At 56.3% G+C, this 23,348-nt stretch carries 18 protein-coding genes; 3 read left to right on the top strand and 15 right to left on the bottom strand.

All coding sequences use genetic code 11. The features are described from left to right. Window positions 1-89 precede the first annotated feature (89 nt). The 8 genes from KUE00_RS12875 to KUE00_RS12840 all read right to left on the bottom strand — a co-directional run bounded on the left by KUE00_RS12875 (window position 90) and on the right by KUE00_RS12840 (window position 10,435). Window positions 90-2,849, bottom strand: a complete 2,760-nt coding sequence (locus KUE00_RS12875; RefSeq protein WP_246760294.1) for an inverse autotransporter beta domain-containing protein — start codon at window positions 2,847-2,849, stop codon at window positions 90-92. A 592-nt stretch (window positions 2,850-3,441) separates the two neighbouring features. Continuing rightward, entirely contained in the window at window positions 3,442-4,416 is a 975-nt protein-coding gene (gene ghrB / locus KUE00_RS12870; RefSeq protein WP_246760293.1) for a glyoxylate/hydroxypyruvate reductase GhrB, read from the bottom strand. Window positions 4,417-4,463: 47 nt separating this feature from the next. Beyond that, window positions 4,464-5,747, bottom strand: coding sequence for an MFS transporter (locus tag KUE00_RS12865; protein ID WP_246760292.1), 1,284 nt, complete (start codon window positions 5,745-5,747; stop codon window positions 4,464-4,466). Between the two features lie 137 nt (window positions 5,748-5,884). Then, on the bottom strand, window positions 5,885-6,838 hold the full coding sequence (locus KUE00_RS12860; RefSeq protein WP_246760291.1) for a sugar kinase: 954 nt from the start codon (window positions 6,836-6,838) through the stop codon (window positions 5,885-5,887). 3 nt (window positions 6,839-6,841) lie between these two features. After that, a complete protein-coding gene (locus KUE00_RS12855) occupies window positions 6,842-7,591 on the bottom strand; it encodes a sugar phosphate isomerase/epimerase family protein (RefSeq protein WP_246760290.1) in 750 nt (249 codons plus the stop codon). A 176-nt stretch (window positions 7,592-7,767) separates the two neighbouring features. Beyond that, window positions 7,768-8,790 carry a LacI family DNA-binding transcriptional regulator gene (locus KUE00_RS12850; protein WP_246760289.1) on the bottom strand — a complete coding sequence of 341 codons (1,023 nt, stop codon included), beginning with the start codon at window positions 8,788-8,790 and terminating at the stop codon, window positions 7,768-7,770. 311 nt (window positions 8,791-9,101) lie between these two features. Beyond that, complete coding sequence (locus tag KUE00_RS12845; RefSeq protein ID WP_246760288.1) at window positions 9,102-9,764, bottom strand: OmpA family lipoprotein; 663 nt, start codon at window positions 9,762-9,764, stop codon at window positions 9,102-9,104. A gap of 107 nt (window positions 9,765-9,871) precedes the next feature. Further along, on the bottom strand, window positions 9,872-10,435 hold the full coding sequence (locus tag KUE00_RS12840) for a DNA-3-methyladenine glycosylase I (protein WP_246760287.1): 564 nt from the start codon (window positions 10,433-10,435) through the stop codon (window positions 9,872-9,874). 199 nt (window positions 10,436-10,634) lie between these two features. Here KUE00_RS12840 and KUE00_RS12835 point away from each other — a divergent pair, with 199 nt between their 5' ends. Next, on the top strand, window positions 10,635-12,575 hold the full coding sequence (locus KUE00_RS12835) for an autotransporter outer membrane beta-barrel domain-containing protein (protein ID WP_246760286.1): 1,941 nt from the start codon (window positions 10,635-10,637) through the stop codon (window positions 12,573-12,575). 42 nt (window positions 12,576-12,617) lie between these two features. Here the strand turns inward: KUE00_RS12835 and torA are convergent, their stop codons facing one another. From torA to fdhE, 4 genes are all read right to left on the bottom strand, one after another. Then, window positions 12,618-15,086 carry a trimethylamine-N-oxide reductase TorA gene (gene torA / locus KUE00_RS12830; protein ID WP_414147792.1) on the bottom strand — a complete coding sequence of 823 codons (2,469 nt, stop codon included), beginning with the start codon at window positions 15,084-15,086 and terminating at the stop codon, window positions 12,618-12,620. Beyond that, complete coding sequence (locus KUE00_RS12825; RefSeq protein ID WP_246760284.1) at window positions 15,076-16,230, bottom strand: NapC/NirT family cytochrome c; 1,155 nt, start codon at window positions 16,228-16,230, stop codon at window positions 15,076-15,078. Before KUE00_RS12825 ends, torA begins: the two co-directional genes overlap by 11 nt. A 169-nt stretch (window positions 16,231-16,399) precedes the next feature. Further along, window positions 16,400-17,008, bottom strand: a complete 609-nt coding sequence (locus KUE00_RS12820) for a glutathione S-transferase (RefSeq protein WP_246760283.1) — start codon at window positions 17,006-17,008, stop codon at window positions 16,400-16,402. Window positions 17,009-17,059: 51 nt separating this feature from the next. Further along, entirely contained in the window at window positions 17,060-17,983 is a 924-nt protein-coding gene (gene fdhE, locus KUE00_RS12815; RefSeq protein WP_246760282.1) for a formate dehydrogenase accessory protein FdhE, read from the bottom strand. A 242-nt stretch (window positions 17,984-18,225) separates the two neighbouring features. Between fdhE and fdhD the strand changes: the two genes are divergently transcribed. Continuing rightward, window positions 18,226-19,038, top strand: a complete 813-nt coding sequence (gene fdhD / locus KUE00_RS12810; RefSeq protein WP_246760281.1) for a formate dehydrogenase accessory sulfurtransferase FdhD — start codon at window positions 18,226-18,228, stop codon at window positions 19,036-19,038. On the opposite strand, the gene KUE00_RS12805 is transcribed toward fdhD, so the two are convergent. Next, window positions 19,035-19,811: a DeoR/GlpR family DNA-binding transcription regulator gene (locus KUE00_RS12805; protein WP_246760280.1), complete on the bottom strand. Its 777-nt coding sequence runs from the start codon at window positions 19,809-19,811 to the stop codon at window positions 19,035-19,037. The two genes, fdhD and KUE00_RS12805, sit on opposite strands and share 4 nt — an antisense overlap. A gap of 197 nt (window positions 19,812-20,008) precedes the next feature. On the opposite strand from KUE00_RS12805, the gene KUE00_RS12800 reads away from it, so the two are divergent. Continuing rightward, the gene (locus KUE00_RS12800; protein WP_246760279.1) at window positions 20,009-21,349 is read left to right on the top strand and encodes an aspartate aminotransferase family protein; all 1,341 of its coding nucleotides are present in this window, start codon (window positions 20,009-20,011) and stop codon (window positions 21,347-21,349) included. Window positions 21,350-21,379: 30 nt separating this feature from the next. Here the strand turns inward: KUE00_RS12800 and alsE are convergent, their stop codons facing one another. Together alsE and ulaA are read right to left on the bottom strand one after the other, a co-directional pair. Next, window positions 21,380-22,060 carry a D-allulose 6-phosphate 3-epimerase gene (gene alsE / locus KUE00_RS12795; protein ID WP_246760278.1) on the bottom strand — a complete coding sequence of 227 codons (681 nt, stop codon included), beginning with the start codon at window positions 22,058-22,060 and terminating at the stop codon, window positions 21,380-21,382. Between the two features lie 23 nt (window positions 22,061-22,083). Next, entirely contained in the window at window positions 22,084-23,346 is a 1,263-nt protein-coding gene (gene ulaA / locus KUE00_RS12790; protein WP_246760277.1) for a PTS ascorbate transporter subunit IIC, read from the bottom strand. Window positions 23,347-23,348: the final 2 nt, after the last annotated feature.

The raw sequence follows: 23,348 nt of genomic DNA, 5'->3' as shown, positions 1-23,348 counted from the left end.
TGGCTAAAAAAATGCCGGAACGCATGGACCATTTAAACTTGTCAGCGATCTGAACAGAGAGGAGAGAGCCTCTCTGTTTTTTCGCGCTGCTACCTTTTTACTGCCCGGGTAAACGAAACGTCTAAGGACTTAATGACTTTAGCGTTTTTATATTGCGCCTTAATGGTGCCGGAACCCGCCTGTGTTGAGCTCAGCTTGATGATATAGACGCCTTTGTCGTAGGCGGAGCGGACAATTTTACTGCCGGGCAGGCCGCTCAGATCGAAATGCACATCGTTAGCGTGGTTAGCGTAATTCGAATTGCTGAGCAGATTGTTAAATTTATCCCTTGGGGTAAATGTTATCTTCATTTCGCTCACGCCATCTGCGGGAACGTTCTTGTTCTCGGCAGTAAAGCTGGTATTGCTCAGTACTTCCTCGCCGGGAATAAAGTCGAGTTCAACGGTGCGGGAATGGCCATCAATTGAGCCCGTCACATAAAAAGGTGCGGCATAGGTGCTGCCAGCTCTGAACATCGCGTTGCCCCCATCCCTCAGCATGACGGATGACGGCAACTGCAGATGGGCGTCGTTTGCCTTTATCGTTACCGCTCGGCCAGTAACGGGATTACCGTTAGCGTCTTTCGCGCTGACATACAAATTAAGCGGTGCGCTGGTATCAACGTGGCTAAGTCTGGCCACGGCTTCCAGATCAAACTGCGTAACCTTGCCCGCGACAAAATGCACTTTGGCGCTTTGCGTTTGCTGGCTGCCCAGCCGTGCCGTTACCGTGCTTTCACCAGATTTCAGGTCGGTAATTGTTGCTTGCGCTTCGCCTTTAGCATTGGTTACCGCTGAATGCACTATTGCAGCGCTATGATCGGCACTAAAGTTGACGGTTTGCCCCGCCAGCGGATTACCCTGCGCGTCGGTTACCGTCGCGGTTACCCGATCCTTGTCTTTGCCATCCGCTACCACGTTATCGTTAACGACGGTGAGGCTGGCCAGGCGCGCCGTGGTCGTGTCGGCACCAATCGTTACCGTAGCAGAAGGGAAAGTCATGTTCCGTGCGGTCGGCGTAATCGTTAAGGTTTCCGGGTGCGTGCCTGCGGTAACCACGAGGCTATAGACTCCCACGCGCTGACGCGTAAAGGCGGTGATTTTTGCGTTATCAGCATCTCGCGTGCTTTTCGCCACGCTAATCTCTTTGTCATCAATATCAACAGGATTTCCCTGGTTATCTTTCAACGTCAGGGTCAGCGTTTGCTGTGAATGATTGTCGGCAGGCAGCTCGCTGTTTGCAGGCAGCAACAGGCTATTACTGACGTTAATGGTCGCTTCGGCCACCGTTACCTGCGTTTCCGTCCGGCGCGAGACGTTGCCTCTTTTATCAATGGCGACGCCGCTGATAGTGTAAGTGTTCACGCCGCTGGCGTCGTTATGCCAGCTCGGTAGCACCATGCTAAAGTCGGTCGGGCCGTTGGCGACAATCTTGCCGCCGTTGGCCAGCAGCGAGGCGGCAGACCACTCAATACGATCCAGACCATATTTGCTGTTTACGGAAACGTTCAGCGTTTTCTGCTCGCCGGTAAAGCCGGTAATAAGCCGCGCGTCATGAAGCGTGATGACCTCGTTTTTACGGTAATCCAGAATAATATCGTTATTACGATTAACCAGATCGTAGCGATTACCGGCCAGGCTGCGCAGCGTCGCGACGGCATCGCTGTCCAGCTGTTTCTGCCACGGCATACCGATTTGATAGTTAAGCGTCAGACCCAGCCGGGTATCGTTTTCGCCCGCTTTACCCTGGCGCTGCTCGGCTTCCAGCGTCACCAGTGGGAAAGGGGTAAAAGTAATGCCGGCGGTGATAGCGTGGGGATTTTTCTGCCGGTCGTTGGTGCCGAACAGGGCGACTTCGTTACCGTAATATTGTTCATAGTTGAGCTTTGCGCCCAGCTGTGGCCAGGCAGGCAGAAACGCTTCGCTACGAATATCCCAGCCGTTAGCCGGGCGCTCTTCATAGCCCGAGAAATCTTTAGAATCCTTCCAGCTGGTCAGACGGATATAGCCATTGGCCGCCAGCCTGACAAAATCACGCCAGTATTCAACGCCCAGCCCTGAACGGGCATGATCGCGGGAAAGGTCATAATCCAGAAAAGCATTCGCGCCGGTCATAAAGTTATCGGCGAAATGGCGCATACCCAAGCCCAGATTGGCCTGATTACGATCGTCCGTACGATGAAAGCTTCCCTGGGTAAAAATAAGGCGGTCTTTGCGATCGCTTAAAGGCAGCAGCAGATCGAAGCGGGAGTTTTTGAGCGAAAAGTTTTTGTCGCTGTCCAGCTGCACCTGAGCCGTACCAAACTGGCTCAGCCACTGTTGCGCCTGCGCGCCCGCTTCGCCAGCGGCGATATTGGTCGCGGCAGCGGCAGCATTGCTATTACCGGAACGGTTATCCAGCGAAGCGCCAGCCTGTGCGGCCAGGCCCGCGGTTTTTAGCTGAAGCGCATCGGTAGCCTCAGCGTCGCGCCACTGTACTTTTGGTAAAGGAGAGAGAGGAATATCCAGCTCGTCGCCGGCCTGCAAACGCTCAAAGCCGTGGGCAAAGGTTCTCAGCTGATTTAGCTGACGCAGCGCGTCGACGCTTATATGATATTTTTTGGCAACGTCACTGACGGTTTCGCCCTGAGCGAGCGTATAAACCCGCGTTTGCAGCGCATTAATATCGTCAGAGCGGTTTAAAAAATGCTGTTGCGCGGCAGCCATCGCCGGAGTTAAAGCACAGGTCACGGGAAAAACGCTTTGCACGGCAATAGTCAGCCAGGTCAGGCGATATAACCATTGCGGTTTGTTATTGTGTTTGCTATTCATTTTTTCAGGTTAATTAAGGGTGAATGTAGCCAGCGCGAGCGTGCTGTCTTTATTCAGGTTGATTACCGTGAATAGTAAACTTTCACTCCGATCTGCTGACCTTGAAATAGAAAATAATGCTTCGGTTTCTTGAAGGTTTATCTCCTTTTATCAATGAGTTATTTTTAACTGGCAATATGAACCCCTCGGCGCTGGCTATGCCGATAAAGAGGTTTCTGAATGGGGCGTAGTTATATCACAATCTTAAGTTGATACAATGTGGCGTCAAAATTGTGCTGGCTCTGTAAATAACAGTAATATATCAGGAAGGTTATTTTTCTTTTTTTGAAGTAAACAATTTATTTACAATGAAGTTAATTTATCTTTATGAGGGTTAATATTCAGATCGCTGTTTATTTTTTGTTTAAGTAAACTGCGAGGATAATTTCACAGCGGAATATAATCGCTATAACATTATCCATTTGGCATTATCTGGAGTTATTTGGGTTTGTTTAGCGCCTGTTGAGGCAGGGAAGGGAATTTTTACGGGAAACTGCGGTCGGGGTTGAGGCATAAAACGGCCCGGTTCCGTGAACAAAACCAGGCCAAAACGTTACTTCGCTATTTCCGGATTAACGCAGTTTTTCTCCACGTTACCGTTCAGGGCGGCAATCAGGTTTTCTACGGCGTCTTTTGCCATACCGTAACGGGTTTCATGCGTGGCAGAACCAATGTGCGGCAGCGCCACCACGTTAGGCATGGTCAGCAGCGGTGAATCTTTTGGCAGCGGCTCTTTTTCAAAGACGTCCAGACCGGCAGCGTGAATAGTGCCTTCTTTGAGTGCCGCAATCAGCGCCTGTTCGTCAACCACCGGGCCGCGTCCTGCGTTAATCAGCACCGCCGACTTTTTCATTTTCGCCAGCTCTTCACGGCCAATCAGGTGATGCGTCTGCTCGGTCAGCGGCAGGCTGATACATAAAAAGTCAGATTCTTTCAGCAGCGTATCCAGATCGCAGTACTGCGCGTCAAAACGCTGCTCCGCTTCTTTATGCTGCGAGCGGGCGTTGTAGAGAATGGGCATGCTAAAGCCAAGATGCGCGCGCTGCGCCAGCGCCAGGCCGATGCGGCCCATGCCGAGGATACCCATTTTCTTATGGTGCACGTCCGTCCCAAACCAGTCAGCGCCAATACTGCCTTGCCATTCGCCTTGCTTCACGCGCTCAGCAGATTCCACCACGCGACGGGCGCTGGTCAGTACCAGCGCCATCATGGTATCGGCAACGGTTTCGGTCAGCACGGTAGGCGTATGCATCAGCAGCACGCCGCGTTCGCTCAGCGCCTTGATATCAAAATTATCGACGCCTACCGACACGGAAGAGGCGACGCGCAGCTTTGGCGCTTTTTGCAGAAATTCGGCATCGACTTTGCCGCCAGAACCTAAAATGCCTTCGGCCTGCTGGAAAGCCTCGGCGTGTTCGCTCAGGGTTTCCGGCGTCAGCCCTTTGATTTCGGTGACGTTGAAATGCTCATCCAGTTGCGAACGCAGATCTTGCGGCAGCGATTTATACAGCACCACAGATGGTTTCATTCTTGTCTCCCTGTTTCGTTAAAAAACGGGCCGGCTGGCCCGTCGTATTAAGCGTGTTTAGCGCCATGCGGCATCGGAGGCTGCTCATTGGCTGCGGGCTTTACAATCAGCGTTAGCCAGGCCGAAATAAGCAGCGATGCCCCCATAAAGATATACGAAGCTGAAGGACTGCCGGTGGCGCCGTTCAAATAACCCACTACCCAGGAGCCGAGGAAAGAGCCCAGCGCGCCCATCGCGTTGATAAGCGCCATCGCGCCGCCCGCCACGTTACGCGGCAGCATCTCTGGAATAATGGCAAAGAACGGGCCATAGGGCGCATACATTGCCGCACCGGCCAGCACCAGCAGGCTGAACGACAGCCAGAAGCTGTGCGCGCCCACCAGATAAGAGCCTAAAAATGCCAGCGCGCCAATTAACAGCAGCGGCCAGACAAAGAGTTTGCGGTTCTGTAACTTATCGGAAGCCCAGGAAGCGAGGATCATCGCCACGGTCGCGGCCAGATAGGGTACGGCAGAGAGCCAGCCTGCTTCTACCATGCCCATCTGCATGCTATTACGCAGGATAGACGGCAGCCAGAGCACAAAGCCGTATACGCCAATACTCCAGGTAAAGAACTGGATGCAAAGAATAATCACGTTGCGCGAACGGAAGGCTTCGCTGTAGTTGCGCACCGCTTTGATATTTTCCTGCTCTTTCTGTAACTGCGCCTGCAGCGCGGCTTTTTCATCTTCGCTCAGCCATTTGGCCTGGGCGGGCTTATCCTGCACCATAAACCACCAGGCCACGGCCCAGATTACCGCCGGAATCCCTTCGAAAATAAACATTTCTCGCCAGCCGAAGGCGTTAATCAGATAGCCGGACACCACGGACATCCACAGCACCGTCACCGGGTTACCTAAAATCAGGAAGGTATTGGCGCGCGAGCGTTCTGATTTGGTAAACCAGTTGCTGATATAGATCAGCATGGCAGGCATCACCGCCGCTTCCACCACGCCAAGCACAAAGCGGATAACCGCCAGCATGGCAACATTGCTGACCATGCCGGTCAGCGAAGCACAAACGCCCCACAGCACCAGGCAGACAAAAACCAGTTTTTTAACGCTACGGCGTTCGGCATAAATCGCGCCGGGGATTTGAAAAAAGAAGTAGCCGAGAAAGAACAGGGCGCCCAGCAGCGACGACATGCCGTGCGTGATGCCTAAATCAGTATTGATACCGGCGGCGGAGGCGAAGCTAAAATTGGCCCGGTCAAGGTACGCCAGGCTATAGGTGATAAACACGATGGGCATGATATACCACCAGCGTTTAGGCGCGATTTTTTGCTCGTTCATCATCTCTTCCTCTGTTGGCGGCGGCCGCACTCTTACTGTAGGGTACGTTGCGGCTCGTTATGGTTGGGTCAGGAACGGAAATACCTGGCGTTTCTTGTTAAGAACGTTGCGGGGCGTGCCCCATTGCTGGCTCAGCGTCAGAAATCACCCAGCTTTTCGCGCGTGGGTAAGCCTTCGCTGTCGCCGCTCACCTGAATAGCCAGCGAGCCGATTTTATTGCCGCGCTTAATCGCCTGCGGCAGCGTTTTACCTTCCAGTAGAGCGCTGATCACGCCTACGGCAAAGCCATCGCCCGCGCCGACGGTATCCACCACGTTGGCAGTCTGGATCGCGGCCACCAGACCTTTTTCACCCTCGGCGGTTTTAAACCAGGCGCCTTCGCAGCCCGTTTTAATAATTACCGCTTTAACACCCATCGCCAGATAGAAATCGGCGATCGCTTCCGGCTGGCTATGGCCCGTGAGTATTTTGCCCTCGCTGATGCCCGGCAATACCCAGTCGGCAAAGCCCGCCAGCGTATTCAGCTGCGTGACCATTTCCCGTTCGCTCGACCAGAGCACCGGGCGCAGATTAGGATCGAAAGAGAGAGTTTTACCCATCCGCTTCATCTCCTGCGCCGCATGTTTTGCTAACGCCAGCGAGCTGTCGGAGATCGCGGCCGCAACGCCGCTTAAATGCAGGTGCCGCGCCGCGCCAAAATAGTCGCGATTAAAATCTTCAATGGAAAGATGGCTTGCCGCCGAGCCTTTGCGAAAGTACTCCACCAGCGGATCGGAACCGTCCTCCACGCGGGATTTCAGTTGAAAACCAGTAGGGTATTGCGGGTCGGTCGTCACCTGACGGCTATCGACGCCCTCTTTTTCCAGCTGCTGGCGAGTAAAGCGGCCAAAAGAGTCATTGCCTACCCGGCTGACCCAGCCCACTTTTAGCCCGAGCCGCGCCAGGCCGATAGCCACGTTTAGCTCGGCTCCGGCAATGCGTTTGGTAAAGTGCTCTGCCGCCGCCAGGTCACCCGTATCGCTGGCAATAAACATCGCCATTGCTTCGCCGATGGTGACCGCATCCAGCGTGCCGTTTTCATGGATGGTCATGGTTTATACCTCTGAAAGCAGTTCGACATAGTGGCGCGTAACGGCGACAAGATCTTCGCCTTCCAGCGGGAACTCGATGCCGCGCGGTACGCCAGCGGGCAACAGCGCCAGGGTTTCGCGCCACAGGCTGTCGGCGTCATCCAGCGCCACTGCCCGCCAGCTATCGCCCATCGGCGCTACCGCTTTTACGTGGATATAACTGACAAAATCGGCCAGCCGCGCCGCCGCCGCCGTTGGACTGTCGCCCGTCCACAGCCAGTTGCCCATATCGAAAGTCATGCCGTTGCCGACGCGCGTTTCGCTATGCTGATGAAAATAGTTTTCCAGCGCGGCCAGGCGACCACATGCCGTCTGATCGTTTTCTACCACCAGACAAAGCGTCCGGGCGGCCAGCTTTTCACGCAGCGCCGACCAGTTGCTACCTTGTTGATAATGGCCTAATGAATATTTTAGTAGCTGGGCATTTAATTGCGCCGCTTCCGCAAAATGGCGATCCAGATTGGGATTCAGCGTGCCGTCGGGCGCGAACAGCGCTTCCGGTACGGAATAAAACGCGGTAAGGCGGTGATCGGCAATCACTTTGCCCAGGGCGGCAAGATCGCTGAGTTCCGCATCGTTAAACAGTTCACGGCGAATCTCCACGCCGTCCGCGCCTGCGGCGGCAATCATCGGCACAACGGCCTGCTGTCCACCCAGCTCATCAAGGCGGTCGCGGCCATAGGCGGCCGTCACTACAATTATTTCAGGTTTCACTTTTCCTCCGGGCGACGCCCTGACGTTATAAAAACGTTAAATGGAACCGGTTCCAATAGGAAGGGGGAGAGCGCGGTTTTATGATCGCGCTCACGGTGTGGACAATTATTTTGTCCGTGACTGGAAAAAGAGAAAGGGAGAGAAAACGGGCTTTTTTTACTGATTACAGGCTTAAATCAGGCGAATTTCGTCGATCCCCGCACAATCAGTTCACCAGAGAAAACCTGCTCGAGCGGCGGCGCTTCGTCGCCTTCAATACGGCGAATAACCTGCTCCAGCGCGGCATAGCCGATCTGGCGGGTAGGCTGCTTCAGCGTGGTAATACCGCCGCCAGCCAGCTCTGCCCATTCCAGCTCATCAAACCCCAGCAGGCCCAGCTCTTTGCCCCAGTCGAGGCCAAGGCGCTTCATGGCGCGCGTAACCTGAAGCGTTAGCGCACCGTTTACCACCAGCACCGCCGCACGCCGATCGCGCTGGCGCTGATAAAAATCCTGGAGCAGTTCATCCAGCCGCTGCACGTCGTTCAGCTTCACTTCAGCCTGTTCAGCGTGCCGCTGCGGATAAGCCGTCATGATCTCTTTAAATGCCTGTAGACGCTCGTGCCGGGTATTAACGGTGCCGAGCGGCTCGGTAACAAACAGCACCGACTCAAAGCCCTGATCCATCAGATGACGCGTAACCAGGCTTGCCGCTTCCTTGTTGTTCAGCCCTACCACATCGCAGGCGAAATCGGGAATTTTACGGTCAATCAACACCATTGGCAGCAGAGATTGCTGCAGGTGGCTTAGCGCTTCTTCACGCATGCCCACGGCATTGACCACGATGCCCTCTACCTGATAGCTGCTTAATAAATTCAGGTAATGCTGCTCCTGATCCACCTCGTTATTGGTGTTACACATTAGCAGCGTAAAGCCCCGCGTACGGCACGCCGCTTCAATGCCGCACATCACGTCAACGGAATAGGGGTTGGTGATATCCGCAATGATCAGCCCAATCAACCTTGTGCGTCCGCGTTTCAGCCCGCGCGCCATCTGGCTGGGACGATAGTTCAGCGCCGCGATAGCCGTTTCAATGCGCTGTTTTAAATCAGCGGACAAAAGATGTTGCTCGCCGTTGAGGTAACGAGAAACGCTGGTTTTACCGGTTTTTGCTGCTTTGGCAACGTCGCTGATAGTCGCGCGTGCGGCCTGGCGGTTCATGGCGATCCTTGAACGAGTAAAAAAATAAGCGTGGCTTTGATCATTAGCGGGCCCGATGGTCAGGCCGGTTGTCATGATCGACAGCGGATCGCGCCATCATAAAGCATAAGTACAGGTCCGCACACCGCCAGCCGGGGTTAACAGAGCAGAAAGCTAAAAAGAGGGGAGAAATCAAATCAGCAGAAAGGCAAAATCAGACGAGCGCGGTATAAAGCAGCCCGGACCATGAACGGTCCGGGCTGAGCGGGCGTTTTCTGCGCCCTGGAGCAACAGCCTCAGCAGCACGCCTGGTGAGGTGAGGCCGTAAATGCTTACTGTAGCGGGCTAAGCGTAATTTCTACGCGACGGTTCTGCGCTTTGCCTTCTGCGGTACTGTTAGAAGCGACAGGATTTGCCGGGCCCATACCGCTGGTGCGAATGCGGCCTGCCGCAACGCCCTGGGTAATCAGCGAGCTGCCTACGCTGTCGGCGCGCTGCTGTGACAGCGTCATATTGAGCTGGCGGCTGCCGGTGCTGTCGGTATAGCCCACAATGTTGACGGCGGTTTTCGGATACTCTTTCAACACCATCGCCACGCCGCTGAGCGTGTTGGCACCTGCTGGTTTCAGCGTGCTGCTGCTGCTGTCAAAAGTTACATTGTTTGGCATATTCAGGATGATATTGTCGCCCGAGCGGGTCACGCTGACGCCGGTGCCACGCATTTTATCGCGCAGTTTGGCTTCCTGAACATCCATATAGTAGCCCGCGCCGCCGCCGAGCGCCGCACCCGCCGCTGCGCCAATCAGCGCGCCTTTGCCACGGTCTTTTTTCGACGAAGAGAGCACGCCCACGCCAGCGCCCAGCGCCGCGCCCAGGCCCGCGCCGATGCCGGCTTTGCCCGCCTGGCGTTCGCCAGTATAAGGATTAGTGGTACAGCCGGACACCGCAAGAGTGCCGCTCAAAACCAGAGCGAGCGTAATTAAACGTTTTTTCATAAGTAGCTATTCCTGAACAGCGGCAGGCAAAATTGCCCGAAAAAAACGATTATGCCGTCGCCGTGCAGAAAAAAAACCGTGTTATCTTCTTAAATTGTAAAGAGAGACTACTTAAGATTATCCGGATGGCAAAAACAGCCGGTAATATGGTCGCTGATCAGACCGCAGGCCTGCATAAACGAATAACAGGTGGTCGTGCCAACAAATTTAAAACCCCGTTTTTTTAACGCTTTAGACATAGCAAGGGAAGCATCGCTACAGGTCGGTGCGTCACGATAATTGCTGTGGCGCTGAACTTGCGGCCTTCCGTCGACAAACTGCCAGACAAAAGTATTAAAAGCTTCGCCTTTTGCTTCCATGGCCAGCAGCGCACGCGCGTTGGCGATAATGGCGGAGAGCTTGCCGCGATGGCGAATTAAACCACTGTCGAGCATCAACCTATCCACGTCCGACTCCTCCATCAGAGCCAGCCTTTGCGGATCGAAATGAAAAAACGCCCGGCGGTAGTTCTCGCGTTTTTTCAGAACCGTCAGCCAGGACAGGCCAGCCATTTGTCCCTCCAGGCACAGCATCTCAAACAAACTTTGCGTGTCGGTCAGCGGAATGCCCCATTCCGTATCGTGATAGGCAAGATAAAGGGGATGCTGAGTCACCCAGCCGCAGCGCTGCATAGTAAAGTCCCTTATTAAATGTGATTAAAAATTAGCCTGAAATCGCTTGACGTAATCGCGGATCGGGCAATAGTTATCTGACGGGTTGATGATGATAGCAACAAAATAACCGGCGCGGCTCTGCGTCTTTGGGCTCTTTTCTGGAGTCACCTTCATGTTAAAGAAAAGCTTAAATCTGTGCGCTGTTGGGAGCGCAGGCATGCTGTACCTGTTTTCAACGTCACCGCTGTTTGGCTGGGACCAGGTTTATGTGTTCGGCGACAGCTTAAGCGATGGCGGCAATAACGGCCGCTATACGTGGGATAGCAGCCGCCATCCTTTGTACGATGAGATCCTGGCGGCGAAAATCAATCAGTCGCTTCAGCCCTCCTCTACGGGCGGCACCAACTATGCTGCCGGTGATGCCGTGGCTTCGGCTTCGCTCAATGCTGAAAACAATACGGCCAGCCAGGTTGCCGCCTATCTTGCCGCGAACGGCGGCGCAGCGGACAGCGACGGCCTTTATATTCATTGGGTTGGCGGCAACGATCTCGCCGCCGCCGCCCTGAATCCTGTGCAGGCGCAAAGCATTATCAGCGGCAGCGCCTCTGCCGCCGCCAGCCAGGTACAGACGCTGCTGGCGGCCGGAGCCGATACGGTTATCGTGCCCACCGTGCCCAATATCGGTGCGGCGCCCGTGCTGCTTGAGACCCTTATTCAGGCCACGCTGGCACCCGTCGCCAGCGCGGCGCTTACCGCCGCGTTTGCCTCGTTAAACAGCCAGCCAACGCTGACGTCCGACAGCCGTAACCAGGCAATTCAGCAGGCTTTATACGCCGCCGCCGGGCAGGTCAGCAGCGTGGCGGCGGTGCGGCAAACGATAGCCAACCAGCTCTATGCCGCCTGGCAAAGCCTGAGCGAACAGGCCAGCGCGCTGACCGACAGCTATAACCAGCAGGAAGAGAGCCAGCTGGCGCAGCTTAAGGGCAACATTGTGCGCGTGGATATCAACGACCTGTTTAAGGAAATTCTCAGCGATCCGGCCAGCTATGGGCTGACCAATACCGTCGGTATGGCCTGTCCGCCCGGCGTTTCGGCTGCGGTTTGCGGTACCTCTACGCCTGGTTTTTCCAGCGAGCAGGCGTTTCTGTTTGCCGACCATTTGCATCCCGGCCCCGGCACGCATCAGCTGATTGCCGATTATATTCAGTCCATACTCGACGGGCCCGCTCAGGTTGTGGCGCTGAATCAGGCCACGCTGGCAATGTCCCGCGATGCGCGGTCCACGCTCGACAGCCGCTTGCAGCAGCAGCGCCACGGTGACAATCCGCAAGGCTCGCTAACGCTTTTTGGCGGCTATGCCGGACAGCACTATGACTATGCAGCGAACCAGGCGGCGGGCGACGGCAACGCCACCAGCCATAATCTGACGCTGGGCCTGGATTATAAGCTGACCGATAATCTGCTGGTGGGGGCGCTGGTCTCCGGCTCTGACGATACGCAGCATCCCTCGTCGCGCTATGACTACAAAATGCGCGGCTGGCTGCTGTCGGCCTACAGTGAGCTGGCCTTTTTTGACCACGGCTGGATCAATGCAGATGCGCACTACGCTTTCGCCAGCTATGACGATATCAACCGCAGCATGACGATCGGCCCGGCGAGCCGTACGGAAAAAGGTGACACGGACGGTAAACAGCTGGGCGCGCGGGTAACGACAGGCTGGGATTTCCCGCTGGCAAACTGGCTGACTACCGGGCCGGTGGCGCAGTACGCGCTCGATTACAGTTCGGTCGACGGCTATAGCGAAAGGGGAGCCAGCAGCACCGCAATGCGTTTTGCCGATCAAAACTACCATTCGCAAACGGGCGCACTGGGCTGGCGAGTAGATTCCGAGCTGGGCTGGATCAATCCGTGGGCGGAAGTCAGCTATAACCACCAGTTTGGCGATAACGTCTGGCGTGCCGGTGGCGGTTTGAAATCGACGCAGACGTCCTTCGTGCGCGATTCGGCACAGCAGGACACTAACTGGGTAGACGTAACGGTTGGCGCGCATCTGCCGCTGGGCGACAGCGTGGCGGCTTTTGCTTCGGTGTCGCAGACCGGTGGCCTTAGCTCTGGCGAACAGTTTATGTATAACCTGGGCGTGAGCGCGCGCTTTTAAAAGAAAAGGGGCGCGACGGCCTGTCGCGCCTGAGCCTGCCACCTACACAGCGCTTTCCGGCACCGCATGAGCGGTATTGACCGGCGCGGCGGCGGTAAATTTTTCTATTTCCAGCTGTGCCATCTGACCGCAGTTTCCCTGCGCCAGCCGCGAGCTGCCGAGATCAAAAGTCAGGCAGTTAACGTTGCCATTTTTGCACAGCGCCATCGGTTCAGCGGGATCGGCAGGATCGTACCAGGCGCCTTCGCTGATGCGCACCACGCCAGCGCGGATATCGCTGGTGACCACCGCGCCAACCAGAATCTGGCCGCGATCGTTAAAGGCCCTGACCAGATCCCCCGAGCGGATATCTCTGGCCGCGGCATCCTGCGGATTAATCAGGATCGCCTCACGATTGCTGACGGCATATTTTTCGCGCAGCGGCGTGTTATCCAGCTGGGAATGCAGGCGGTTCACCGGATGGGCAGTGTTTAACGACAGCGGATAACGCTGTGCTATCGGGCTGCCGTGCCACTCATAAGGCGGCTGCCAGCCCGGCAGCCCGGCGCAGTCGTCGTAGCGCATACTGGCGATGGTTTTCGAGTAGATTTCAATTTTCCCGCTGGGCGTTCCCAGAGGATTAAGCAGCGGATCTTCGCGGTAATCGGCAAAGCGTACCCACCGTTTGTTCTCCGGCGGAACAGGAAAGCGAATGTAGCTGTCAGACTGCCAGAACATGTCAAACGGCGGCAGCGCGACCCCGGCGTTTCTTGCCTGCTGCTTCATCCCGTCATACATCGTTTTCAGCCACAGCATCTCGTCCCGGCCTTCGGTAAAAGCCTGCTCCACGCCCAGCCGCGCCGCTATCGCCTGAAAAATGTCGAAGTCGTTACGCGCCTGATGCTGCGGCGGCACGCACTGACGCATCGGGAAAAGATAAAGCTGCGAATAGTCGCCGCCCATATCCATATCGTTGCGCTCAAAGCTGGTGGTGCAGGGCAGCACGATGTCAGCGTATCTGGCGGTCGCCGTCCAGTACGGCTCGTGCACCACAATGGTTTCCGGCCGTTGCCAGGCCTGGCGTAAATTATTGGTGTCCTGGTGATGATGGAAAGGATTACCGCCCGCCACGTAAACCATTTTGACGTCAGGATAGGTCACCTCTTTGCCGTTAAACGCCAGCTTTTTGCCCGGATTGGCCAGGCAGTCGGCGATGCGGGCAACGGGGATGGGGGGCGGCGAGCCGGCTGGCGCGTTGCCTGCGCTGATGCCGGAAAGGATGCCGCCTTTTGCCGTCGGGCTGCCGCCGGACGAGTAGTGATAGCTAAAGCCGAAACCGCCGCCGGGCAGGCCAATCTGGCCGAGCATGGCGGCCAGGGTGACCAGCAGCCAGTGCGGCTGCTCGCCGTGATGCTGGCGCTGAATGCCCCATCCGGCCATGATCATGGTGCGCTGGCTGGCCATTCTTCTTGCCAGCTGACGCAGCTGTTCCGGCGCAATGCCGCAAATTTCGCTGGCCCATTCCGCGCTTTTCACCGTGCCGTCGCTTTCGCCCAGCAGATAAGCGCGAAACTTATCGAAGCCCGTCGTATAACGCTGCAAAAAAGCTTCATCGTGGCGCTTCTCTACCAGCAGCGTATGCGCCAGACCGAGGATCATCGCGGCGTCGGTATAGGCTTTCGGCGCTATCCATTCGGCGTTCAGCTCTCGGGCGCTGGCGTTAAAAATGGGATCGATGCAGATAACCGGCGTGCCTTTGGCCGCCAGCGCGGCAAACCCTTCCAGCCCGACGTGATCCGGCACGTTCCAGCTGTTTTTCAGCGTCACCGAAGGATTGCAGCCCCACAGCACCACCAGCTCGCTGTGTTCAATCACCACCGGCCAGCTGGTCTGCTGTTCGTACACCTCCATTGAGCCAACTACATGCGACATAATCACCTGTGCGGCTCCGGTAGAGTAGTCACCGCTGTAGCCCAGAAACCCCCCGGACAGGTTCATCAGCCGATGCAGCAGCGCGCGACAGTTATGCAGCATGCCGGTGCTTTTCCAGCCGTAGGATCCGGCATAGATAGCCGAAGGGCCGTGCTCTTTTTGTAGCCTGCGGATCTGGTCGCTGACCAGCTCAATTGCCTTGTCCCAGCTCACTTTTACCCACCGATCGCGCCCGCGCAGATCGGGGCGGCTACCCGGCCCGTTCTCCAGCCAGCTCTGGCGCACCATCGGCGCGGTGATGCGGTTGCTGGCGTGAACCTGGTAAGGAGCCATTTCGATCAGCTCGTTGGCCGCCGGGTCATCCTGCACGGCGCGCACGCCGACCATTTTTCCGTTTTCCGTCAGCGCTTCAAAGGCGCCCCAGTGTGCGGCGGTCAGAATGCCCTGTTGCGCCGGGCGTAGCGCCTTAAACAGCGGTAGCGCTTTATCGATGGCCTGCGCCAGTACCGATTTGCTGTAAACAAGATCGAGCGAGCCTGCCGCCAGTAAAGTACCGCTGGCCTGCAGAAAATAGCGGCGGGTAATTGCTTTATTGTCCATTTTTCTCTCCTTGCGCATGCTGGGCCATATCGCTGGCGTGCTGCTGGGCATAGCGCGTCAGCAGGCGTAGCTGTTCCTTATCCAGCGAGGTTCGCGACGCCATTCCTTTGATTACCCCCGTCCATTGGTTCGCCGTATAGTGATCGGGCGCGGTCAGTCCGTGGCAGCCCGTGCAGTTAGCGCTCATCAGGCCAGCGGCGTATTGCCAGATTTTTTCCCTGTCCTCAACCAGCCCGTCCGTTGCCGTCCACAGACGTAATGAAACCCGATGCCACAGCGTTTCCGTTTGTTGGTCCTGCTGCGAAGAGAGGATTTTTATCTGCGGCGCGGCGTCGTCCGTGACCAGCGCGCTGATTATGCGCTTGCCCATTGCGGCGTAAATCACGCCGGGCGCGCCGTCCTGCTGCCAGCCCTGAAGTTCCGCCTCGGTGCGGCCGTTCTTTTGTTGATAAGCCGTGAGCCTGGTGGCCGGAAACAGCGTACCTGCCGCCGGGCCGCTTTCAGGCGAAAGGGTAAAAGGCTGCGTGCTGATGGGGTAAAGCGGGCCGTTACCGGTTTTGGTGGCCGAGGCCAGCGCAACCAGCTGCGCCGCGCCGGAAGCATTGCTGTCGCGCATATCGGGCAGAATATGCGCCACGCCCCGGTGGCAGTCGATGCAGGTTTGCCCTTCTTTCATCGCAACGGGATGCGCTTTCCGCGCTTCAGGCTGCTGCGCGAGGATATCCATCGCCGCAAAGCTATGGCAGCTGCGGCAGGTAGCGGAATCGTCGGCCTTCATTTTCTTCCACACCGATTTCGCCATGGCCAGCTTGTGCGCGTTATATTTTTCTTCGCTGTCCAGCTTGCCGGTCAGCTCGCCCAGCAGATCTTTTGTCGCGGCCAGCTTGGTCGTCATCCAGCCGATCGGCTGTTCGGGAATGTGGCAGTCGGCGCATTCGGCACGAATACCGGCGTGATTCTGGAAGTGAATGCTGCCCTGATACTCCGCCAGCGGCCTCTCCATACTGTGGCAGGAGACGCAAAAAGCCGTGTCGCTGGTTTTGTGCAGCACGGTGACGCCGCCCGCAATGACCAGCAGAACGCCCGCCACGGCAAGAATAACAAGCAGGCCAAACCGCCAGCCGACCTTGCTGAAAACTTCCATATAAACTCCTGTAATCTATGGATATCGCTACATAAAAAAACGCAGCTACTTATCCCACAAAATTCGCGGGCTAAGTTTGTGGCTAATCAAGAAGTACAGCGTTACGCGAAGAGAAAAAGAGAAAGGCAGCAGCCAGGCGAGAGCCTGGCCGAAAGGGAAGTGAGTTTACTCAGGCCGTTGGCGGCACCGTGCGGGCAAAGCTTTCACGCTGGAACATGTTTTCCGCCAGCTTGACCAGCGCTGGCCGATCCACGCACCAGTTAGGGACGATGCGGCGGAAATTTAAAAAGCCAATCAGGCAGGCGGTGGCAATATCTGCCACGTTCAGCTTACCGCTGTTTAGCGTGATGCCTTTAACCGCTTCTTTTTCCAGCGCGTCCAGACCACGCAGAATTTTTTCGCGCTGGCGTAGCAGCTGGCCTTCCATCTGTTGTTCCGGCGGCCGCATCTGTTCGCGCAGCAGGATCACCGCCGCATCGCCAATACCGTCTGCCAGCGCCTCCAGCTGCTGCACTTTCAATGCCGCCAGCCTGTCGCGCGGCATCAGCGCGGGCGCAATATCCAGCTGTTCCAGATAGGCCGCAATGATATGCGAGTCGTACCAGGTTTCCTGTCCGGCGACCAGCGCGGGCACTTTCCCCAGCGGATTGTAATGCGGTACGTGGCTCTCATCGGTCCAGGGCGATTCGTTGATAAATTCAAACGTAATGCCTTTTTCCAGCAGGATGACCGAAATTTTTCGTACAAAAGGACTGGTGTAACTGCCGATAAGTTTCATTACGCGCTTCCCCGTTATGACCGCTTTTCTGGTCAGCCTCTGTTTATAAAATTATTCTCCTGGAAACAGAAAAGGATTCAGGCTGCTGCGTGAAAAACCTTCCTGTTCCATCCGGGCGTCGAACACCAGCGACGCGAGATCGTCGGCAACCGGTTCAACGGCCGGGTCTTTTTCCTGAGACAGCATCTTCATATAGGTGCCGCAGTCGCCGCAGCTTTCTACTTTAACGGGTGAAACCGCATTCTGCGACCAGTCATGCAGATTGTCGCTCTGCTGACAGTTGCTGCATTTTCCTCTCGCCGCAAGCCATTCGCTTTCGCAAAGATTGCAGTGCAGGTAGCGTTCATCATCCTGCCGTGCGCCGATATGCACCATGCCCGCCACCGGAACACTGCCGCATACCGGGCAAAACGGCCGCTGGCCATGAGATTCCGTATAGGCTTTGCCGGGGATCAGCGCCGCCATCTGCGCCCAGTACAGCGAAAGCGCCGCCCAGATAAAAGGCGATTTATCGCTGCTGACCAGAGCAAAGTCGCCAGCCAGCAGGGCAGACGCCATGGTTTCCAGCTCGTTCGCGGACGTCTTTTCCAGATTTTCCAGCACGGCCAGCGCCTGACCGGTCATTTCCGGCTTCATTTCTGCAATCAGCGACTGCAGCAAGCGCCGCCAGTGCGCGTCGCGCGGCAGCGTCTGGCTGTCCAGCGGCGGCTTGTCCAGGGCGGCGGACTCGCTCAGCCTCGCGTGCAGATCCATTTGTAAAGGATGATCGTAAAGCACAATTTCCTGCGCGCTGGCGATAACGGCTGCAAAACGCAGGTAGTCGCCCAGCGGGTTTTTCTCCGCCAGTTGATACAACCGCGCCGCGCGACGGGAATATAAATTTTTCAGACGGGGGAAAAGCAACGGCGGGACTCGCTCCGCCGTTATTGCCTCGCCTTTTGCCAACTGCCCCTGCGGAAGAATGCGAATACTCATGAAATTTTCCTGTTTACTGGCAAATCCGGCCGCTGACGGCAAAGCAGGGCTTTATCACCTGCGCGAATAATAAGGGTTCCCCTGTAAGAAATTATAGCGTCCCCCGGCTAACGCTTCCCTGTTTTGGGCAATTTTATGAATTTTTTACCTGCGGCTATGCAGAGAAAGGTTAAACCCTGAACGTGACGACGGCGTTATCATAGGCGATGCTATCGTCAGAGAGCGTTTTTCAGGTGGGCACAATGGTTAAAGATGACATAAGCAGTGCAACGGCTGGCGCAGGCCAGGTGCAGGTCTGGCAGCGCGATTCGCTGCAGACGGCAAAAGAAGACTGGCTGGCGGATGAAGTGCCGGTTGCGCTGGTCTACAACGGGATTTCTCATGTGGTGATGATGGCGACGCCAAAAGATCTGGAGGCGTTTGCCATTGGTTTCTCGCTGTCGGAAGGGATTATCGCGGCGCCTGGCGATATTTACGGTATCGATATCCAGCCTTCCTGCGGCGGCCTTGAGGTTCAGGTAGAGCTGTCGAGCCGTCGTTTTATGGGGCTAAAAGAGCAGCGGCGGGCCATGGCGGGGCGTACCGGCTGCGGCGTGTGCGGCGTGGAGCAGCTGGCGGAAATCGGCAAACCCGTGCAGCCGCTGCCTTTCACCCAGACATTCGCGCTGGATCGGCTGGATGTCGCGCTGGCGCAGCTAAAAAGCTATCAGCCCGTAGGCCAGCTGACGGGCTGTACGCACGCGGCGGCCTGGATGATGCCGGACGGTAATCTGGCCGGTGGCTGCGAAGATGTTGGCCGCCACGTGGCGCTGGATAAGCTGCTTGGTTTACGCAGCCAGCAACCTGGGTGGCAGTCCGGCGCGGTGCTGGTTTCCAGCCGTGCCAGCTACGAGATGGTGCAGAAGTCCGCAATGTGCGGCGTAGAAATTTTGTTTGCCGTTTCCGCCGCTACCCGGCTGGCGGTTGAGGTTGCCCAACGCAGCAACCTGACGCTGGTGGGCTTCAGCAAACCAGGCCGCGCCACGGTCTACACGCATCCGCAGCGGCTGGTTTAAGCCACGATTATCTGCGGCAAAACGCTTTCCAGCTCGGCAAAGGCCGGCGAGTCTGCCGCACCGCTATCCGTTACCAGGGTGGCGATCTGCTGCACGCTGGCATAAGAGACGCGGCTGGCAAGGCCCAGTTTGCTGTGGTCGGCCAGCAAAATTGACTGGCTGGCCTGGCGTACCATCGCGCGGGCAATCGCCGCCTCGTGCGGATGAAAGCTGCTGGCACCCTGGCGGCTGTCGATGCCCGTCGGCGACAGCATCGCCACCTCCGCCCGGTAACGATGAATCTCTTCTACGGTGAGTTCGCCGCGCGTTTCCTGCGCCCCGGCCAGCATGCTGCCGCCCAGCAGGATAATGTCGTTATTGAGTTTTTCGCCTTCGTCAGCGGCAGAAAGCGTCAGCGCGGCGTTCAGGCTATTGGTAATAATGGTCAGGCCCGACATGGTGCGCAGCTCTTCTGCCAGCATAGTTGTCGTACTGCCCGCATCAATAAACAGCGTTTGCCCCGCTTTTAACAGCCGGGTAGCAGCGCGAGCGATAGCGCGTTTTTCTCTGGCTCGGACTGCGCTACGCACGGTCAGCGGCGGTTCCGGTTCTGCATCCATTGCCATCAGGCCGCCGTGCACGCGACGTGCAGCACCTGACGCTTCCAGCTCGATAATGTCTCTTCTCGCCGTTTCGCGTGAGATGCCTAACTCTTTGATAATGCGCTCGGTACTGACGTGACCCAGCGTAGACAGCAGCGCGCGGATCCGATGCAGGCGCGTTTCCTGAAGCATGGATAATTTCCTTAAAAGCCTGGCCGACGGGCAAGGACCAGCAGAGACAATACCTGTAGCCTAACCGATAATCCCCGCCGCCGCATGTGTATTTTATTGCTTTTGTGTATTTGGTTGCATTTGTGCCAAATGTTGGCATGATGAAAGCAGACCGGCCGCCTGGCCTTCTCACCTTTCGCTTCGCAACGGGAGTTATCATGGCTACACGTTCGACCATCATGGATACCAACAGCTTTCGCGCAGAACACGCCGCCGGTCTGGATGCCGACGTGCGTAAACTAACCGATAAGCGCAGCAAAATTCTGGGCGAATCCTATCGTCTGTTTTACCGCAAGCCGGTTCATCTGGTACGGGGCGAAGGGCAATACTTGTGGGATGCGGCCGGAGAGAAGTATCTGGATGCCTACAATAACGTGGCGAGTATTGGCCACTGCCATCCTGCGGTGATTGATGCGGTGTACCAGCAGATGCAGCAGCTGAACACCCACACGCGCTATCTGCACGAGCGTATTCTGGATTATTCAGAAGATCTGTTGGCAACGATGCCCGGCGCAATCGATCGCGCTATGTATATGTGTACCGGCTCGGAAGCGAACGATCTGGCTATTCGCGTGGCGCGCGCCTACAGCGGCGGAACGGGGATTATCGTCAGCCAGGAAGCCTATCACGGCACCAGCGATCTGACGTCCGGCGTATCGCCTGCGTTAGGCTCCGGCCAGCCGCTGGCGGCTACCACCCGCCTGGTGTCGCCGCCCGACCGCTATCGCGTTAACGCGCCGGATTTGGGCGACTGGTTCGCCAGTGAAATCCAGCGGCAGATTGACGATATGGCCGCGCACGGCATTAAGTTTGCCGGTTTTCTGGCGGATTCGATTTTCTCTTCCGACGGCGTGCTGCCCGGCCCGAAAGGCTTTCTGCAAAAGGCGGTTGAGGTAGTGCATAAAAACGGCGGCATCTTTATTGCCGATGAGGTGCAGCCTGGTTTCGCCCGCACCGGCGAGGCGTTCTGGGGCTTTGCGCGCCATGACGTGGTGCCGGACATCGTGACGACCGGCAAGCCAATGGGTAACGGCATCCCGGTTTCCGCGCTGCTGGCGAAAAGCGACGTGCTGGCCGCCTTCAGCGATGATATTCCTTACTTTAATACCTTTGGCGGCAATCCGGTGGCGATGGCGGCGGCGCAGGCCGTGCTGAAAGTGATTAAAGAAGAGCAGCTCCAGGAGCACAGCCGCGTCGTGGGGGAAAAACTGCTTAAAGAGCTGTTAACGCTAAAAGAGAAGTATGAGTGTGTGGGCGACGTGCGTGGCGCAGGCCTGTTTATCGGCTTTGAGCTGGTGAAAGATAAAGCCAGCAAAACGCCGGACAAGCAGCTGGCGCTGGACGTGACTGAAAAACTACGGGAAAACCGCGTGCTGACCTCGGTGGCTGGCCCATACGGTAACGTGCTGAAGCTGCGTCCACCGTTGGCGTTTCAGGAAAGCGATATCGACTGGCTGGTGGGCGCGCTGGATAAATCGCTGAGCGCCGCGCTACGTTAAAAAAGCTGGCGGCGCTGGCCGCCAGCTTTTCTACGCCACGGCGGTTTCCTGACAGAAGCTGGCCTCCATGCATGCCCAGGCCTCATTCATATCTTCCGCCAGGCTGAAGAGACCGGACGTGCCGACAATAAATACCTCCACGCCGGAAGCGGCGACCTGTTTAAACGTACGCGCGTTACAGGAGCCGTCAATTTCCGTCAGATAGTGCCAGCCGCGCTGTTCTCGCATGCGGATCAGCTGGCGGATCTTATCCAGCGTCTGCGGAATAAATTGCTGTCCGGCGAAACCAGGATCGACCGACATTACCGTAACTTTATCCAGCAAATGCGCATATTCATTAATAGCCTCGGCAGGCGTAGCCGGATTTAAAACCACGCCGCAGCGTTTCCCCGCCTCTCTTATTTGCGTCAGCAGACGGAATATTTTGTTATTCGCCGTCTCCGGATGAAAGCTGATAATATCCGCGCCCGCCGCCAGGCACATCGGAATAATATCTTCCGGATGGTTAACCATTAAATGCACGTCAATGGGCACAGTGGTAATCTTGCGCAGGTTCTCAATAAAAAATGGCGACAGCGTAATATTTTTTACATAGCTGCCGTCCATAATATCCACGTGATAGAAAGCGGCCTTGTCGTTCATTGCTTCAATCTGCTCACGAAAACGGGTTAAGTCCATACACATTAATGAAGGTGAAAATTTTGCGTTCATACGTTCTTCCTGTCGTCAGAGCGTTAATGAAAGAAAGCAATCAGCTTGCCGAGAATAATGCCCATCACGCCAAAGTCGGCGTCGCCGAAGGTGGTGGAGGCAAAGCCCAGATCGCCCATCAGCGGCAGTAAAATAGCGGGCAGGAAAGAGATCAGCAGGCCCTGGACAAAAGCACCTATTATCGCGCCGCGTCGGCCGCCGGTGATGTTGCCATAGACGCCAGCGGTTGCGCCGCAGAAGAAGTGGGGCACCAGGCCGGGAACGATCACGCTCAGGCCAAACAGCGGACAGAGAAACATGCTGATCAGACCCGCGGCAAAGCTACACAGAAATCCGATAATAACCGCGTTCGGCGCGAAGGGGAAAACCGTCGGGCAGTCGAGCGCCGGTTTGGCGTCTTTTACCAGCTTGTCGGCAATGCCCTTAAAAGCCGGAACAATTTCCGCTATTACCATGCGCACGCCGGCCAGGATAATGTAAACGCCAGCGGCAAAGGTAATGGACTGGATAATGGCGAAAACCAGGAAGTTCTGGCCGTCGCTGACCTGGCTTTCGGTAAAGGTTTTACCGGCAATCAGCACCAGCGCCACAAACAAAATCATCATGGTCAGGGAAATGGCTACCGAAGAGTCGCGCAGAAAGTTCAGCGACTTCGGCACCTTTAGCTCTTCCGTTGAGGGGCTGCCTTTGCCCACCACCTTACCGACCAGCGCGGCCAGCAGATAGCCGGTAGAACCAAAATGGCCGAGCGCCAGATCGTCAGAACGCGTAATTTTACGGGTAAAAGGCTGCAAAATGGCCGGGGAAACCACCATCATTGCGCCCAAAATCAGCGCGCCGGTCGCCACCAGCCAGAAGCCGCTAAAGCCGCCCACGGACAGGATGACGGCGAGCATGGCCGACATATAAAGCGTATGGTGGCCGGTCAGGAAGATATATTTCAGCGGCGTAATTCTCGCCAGTAAAATATTAATCAGCATCCCGAACACCATAATCATAGCCGTGGCCGTGCCGTAATTCTTTTGCGCCAGCGCGGCCATGGCATCGGTATTGGGTACGACGCCCTGAATATTAAATGAGTGTTCAAAAAGCTGGCTGAATATGGTCAGCGTGGCCGCAATTAAATTTGCTCCTGCAATCAGAATTAAAAAGCCCATAATGGTTTTCAGCGTGCCGGAAATAACTTCTGAAAACGCTTTTTTCTGCAATAGTAAGCCGATGAGTGAAAAAATGCCGACCAGTATTGCCGGTGTTCCGAGAACATCCTTAATAATAAACTGCAGCATAA

The sequence above is a fragment of the Erwinia phyllosphaerae genome, assembly GCF_019132875.1.
GTDB lineage: Bacteria > Pseudomonadota > Gammaproteobacteria > Enterobacterales > Enterobacteriaceae > Erwinia > Erwinia phyllosphaerae.
The sequence above is the reverse complement of the archived record's forward strand: the minus strand, read 5'-3'. Positions and strand labels throughout refer to the sequence as shown.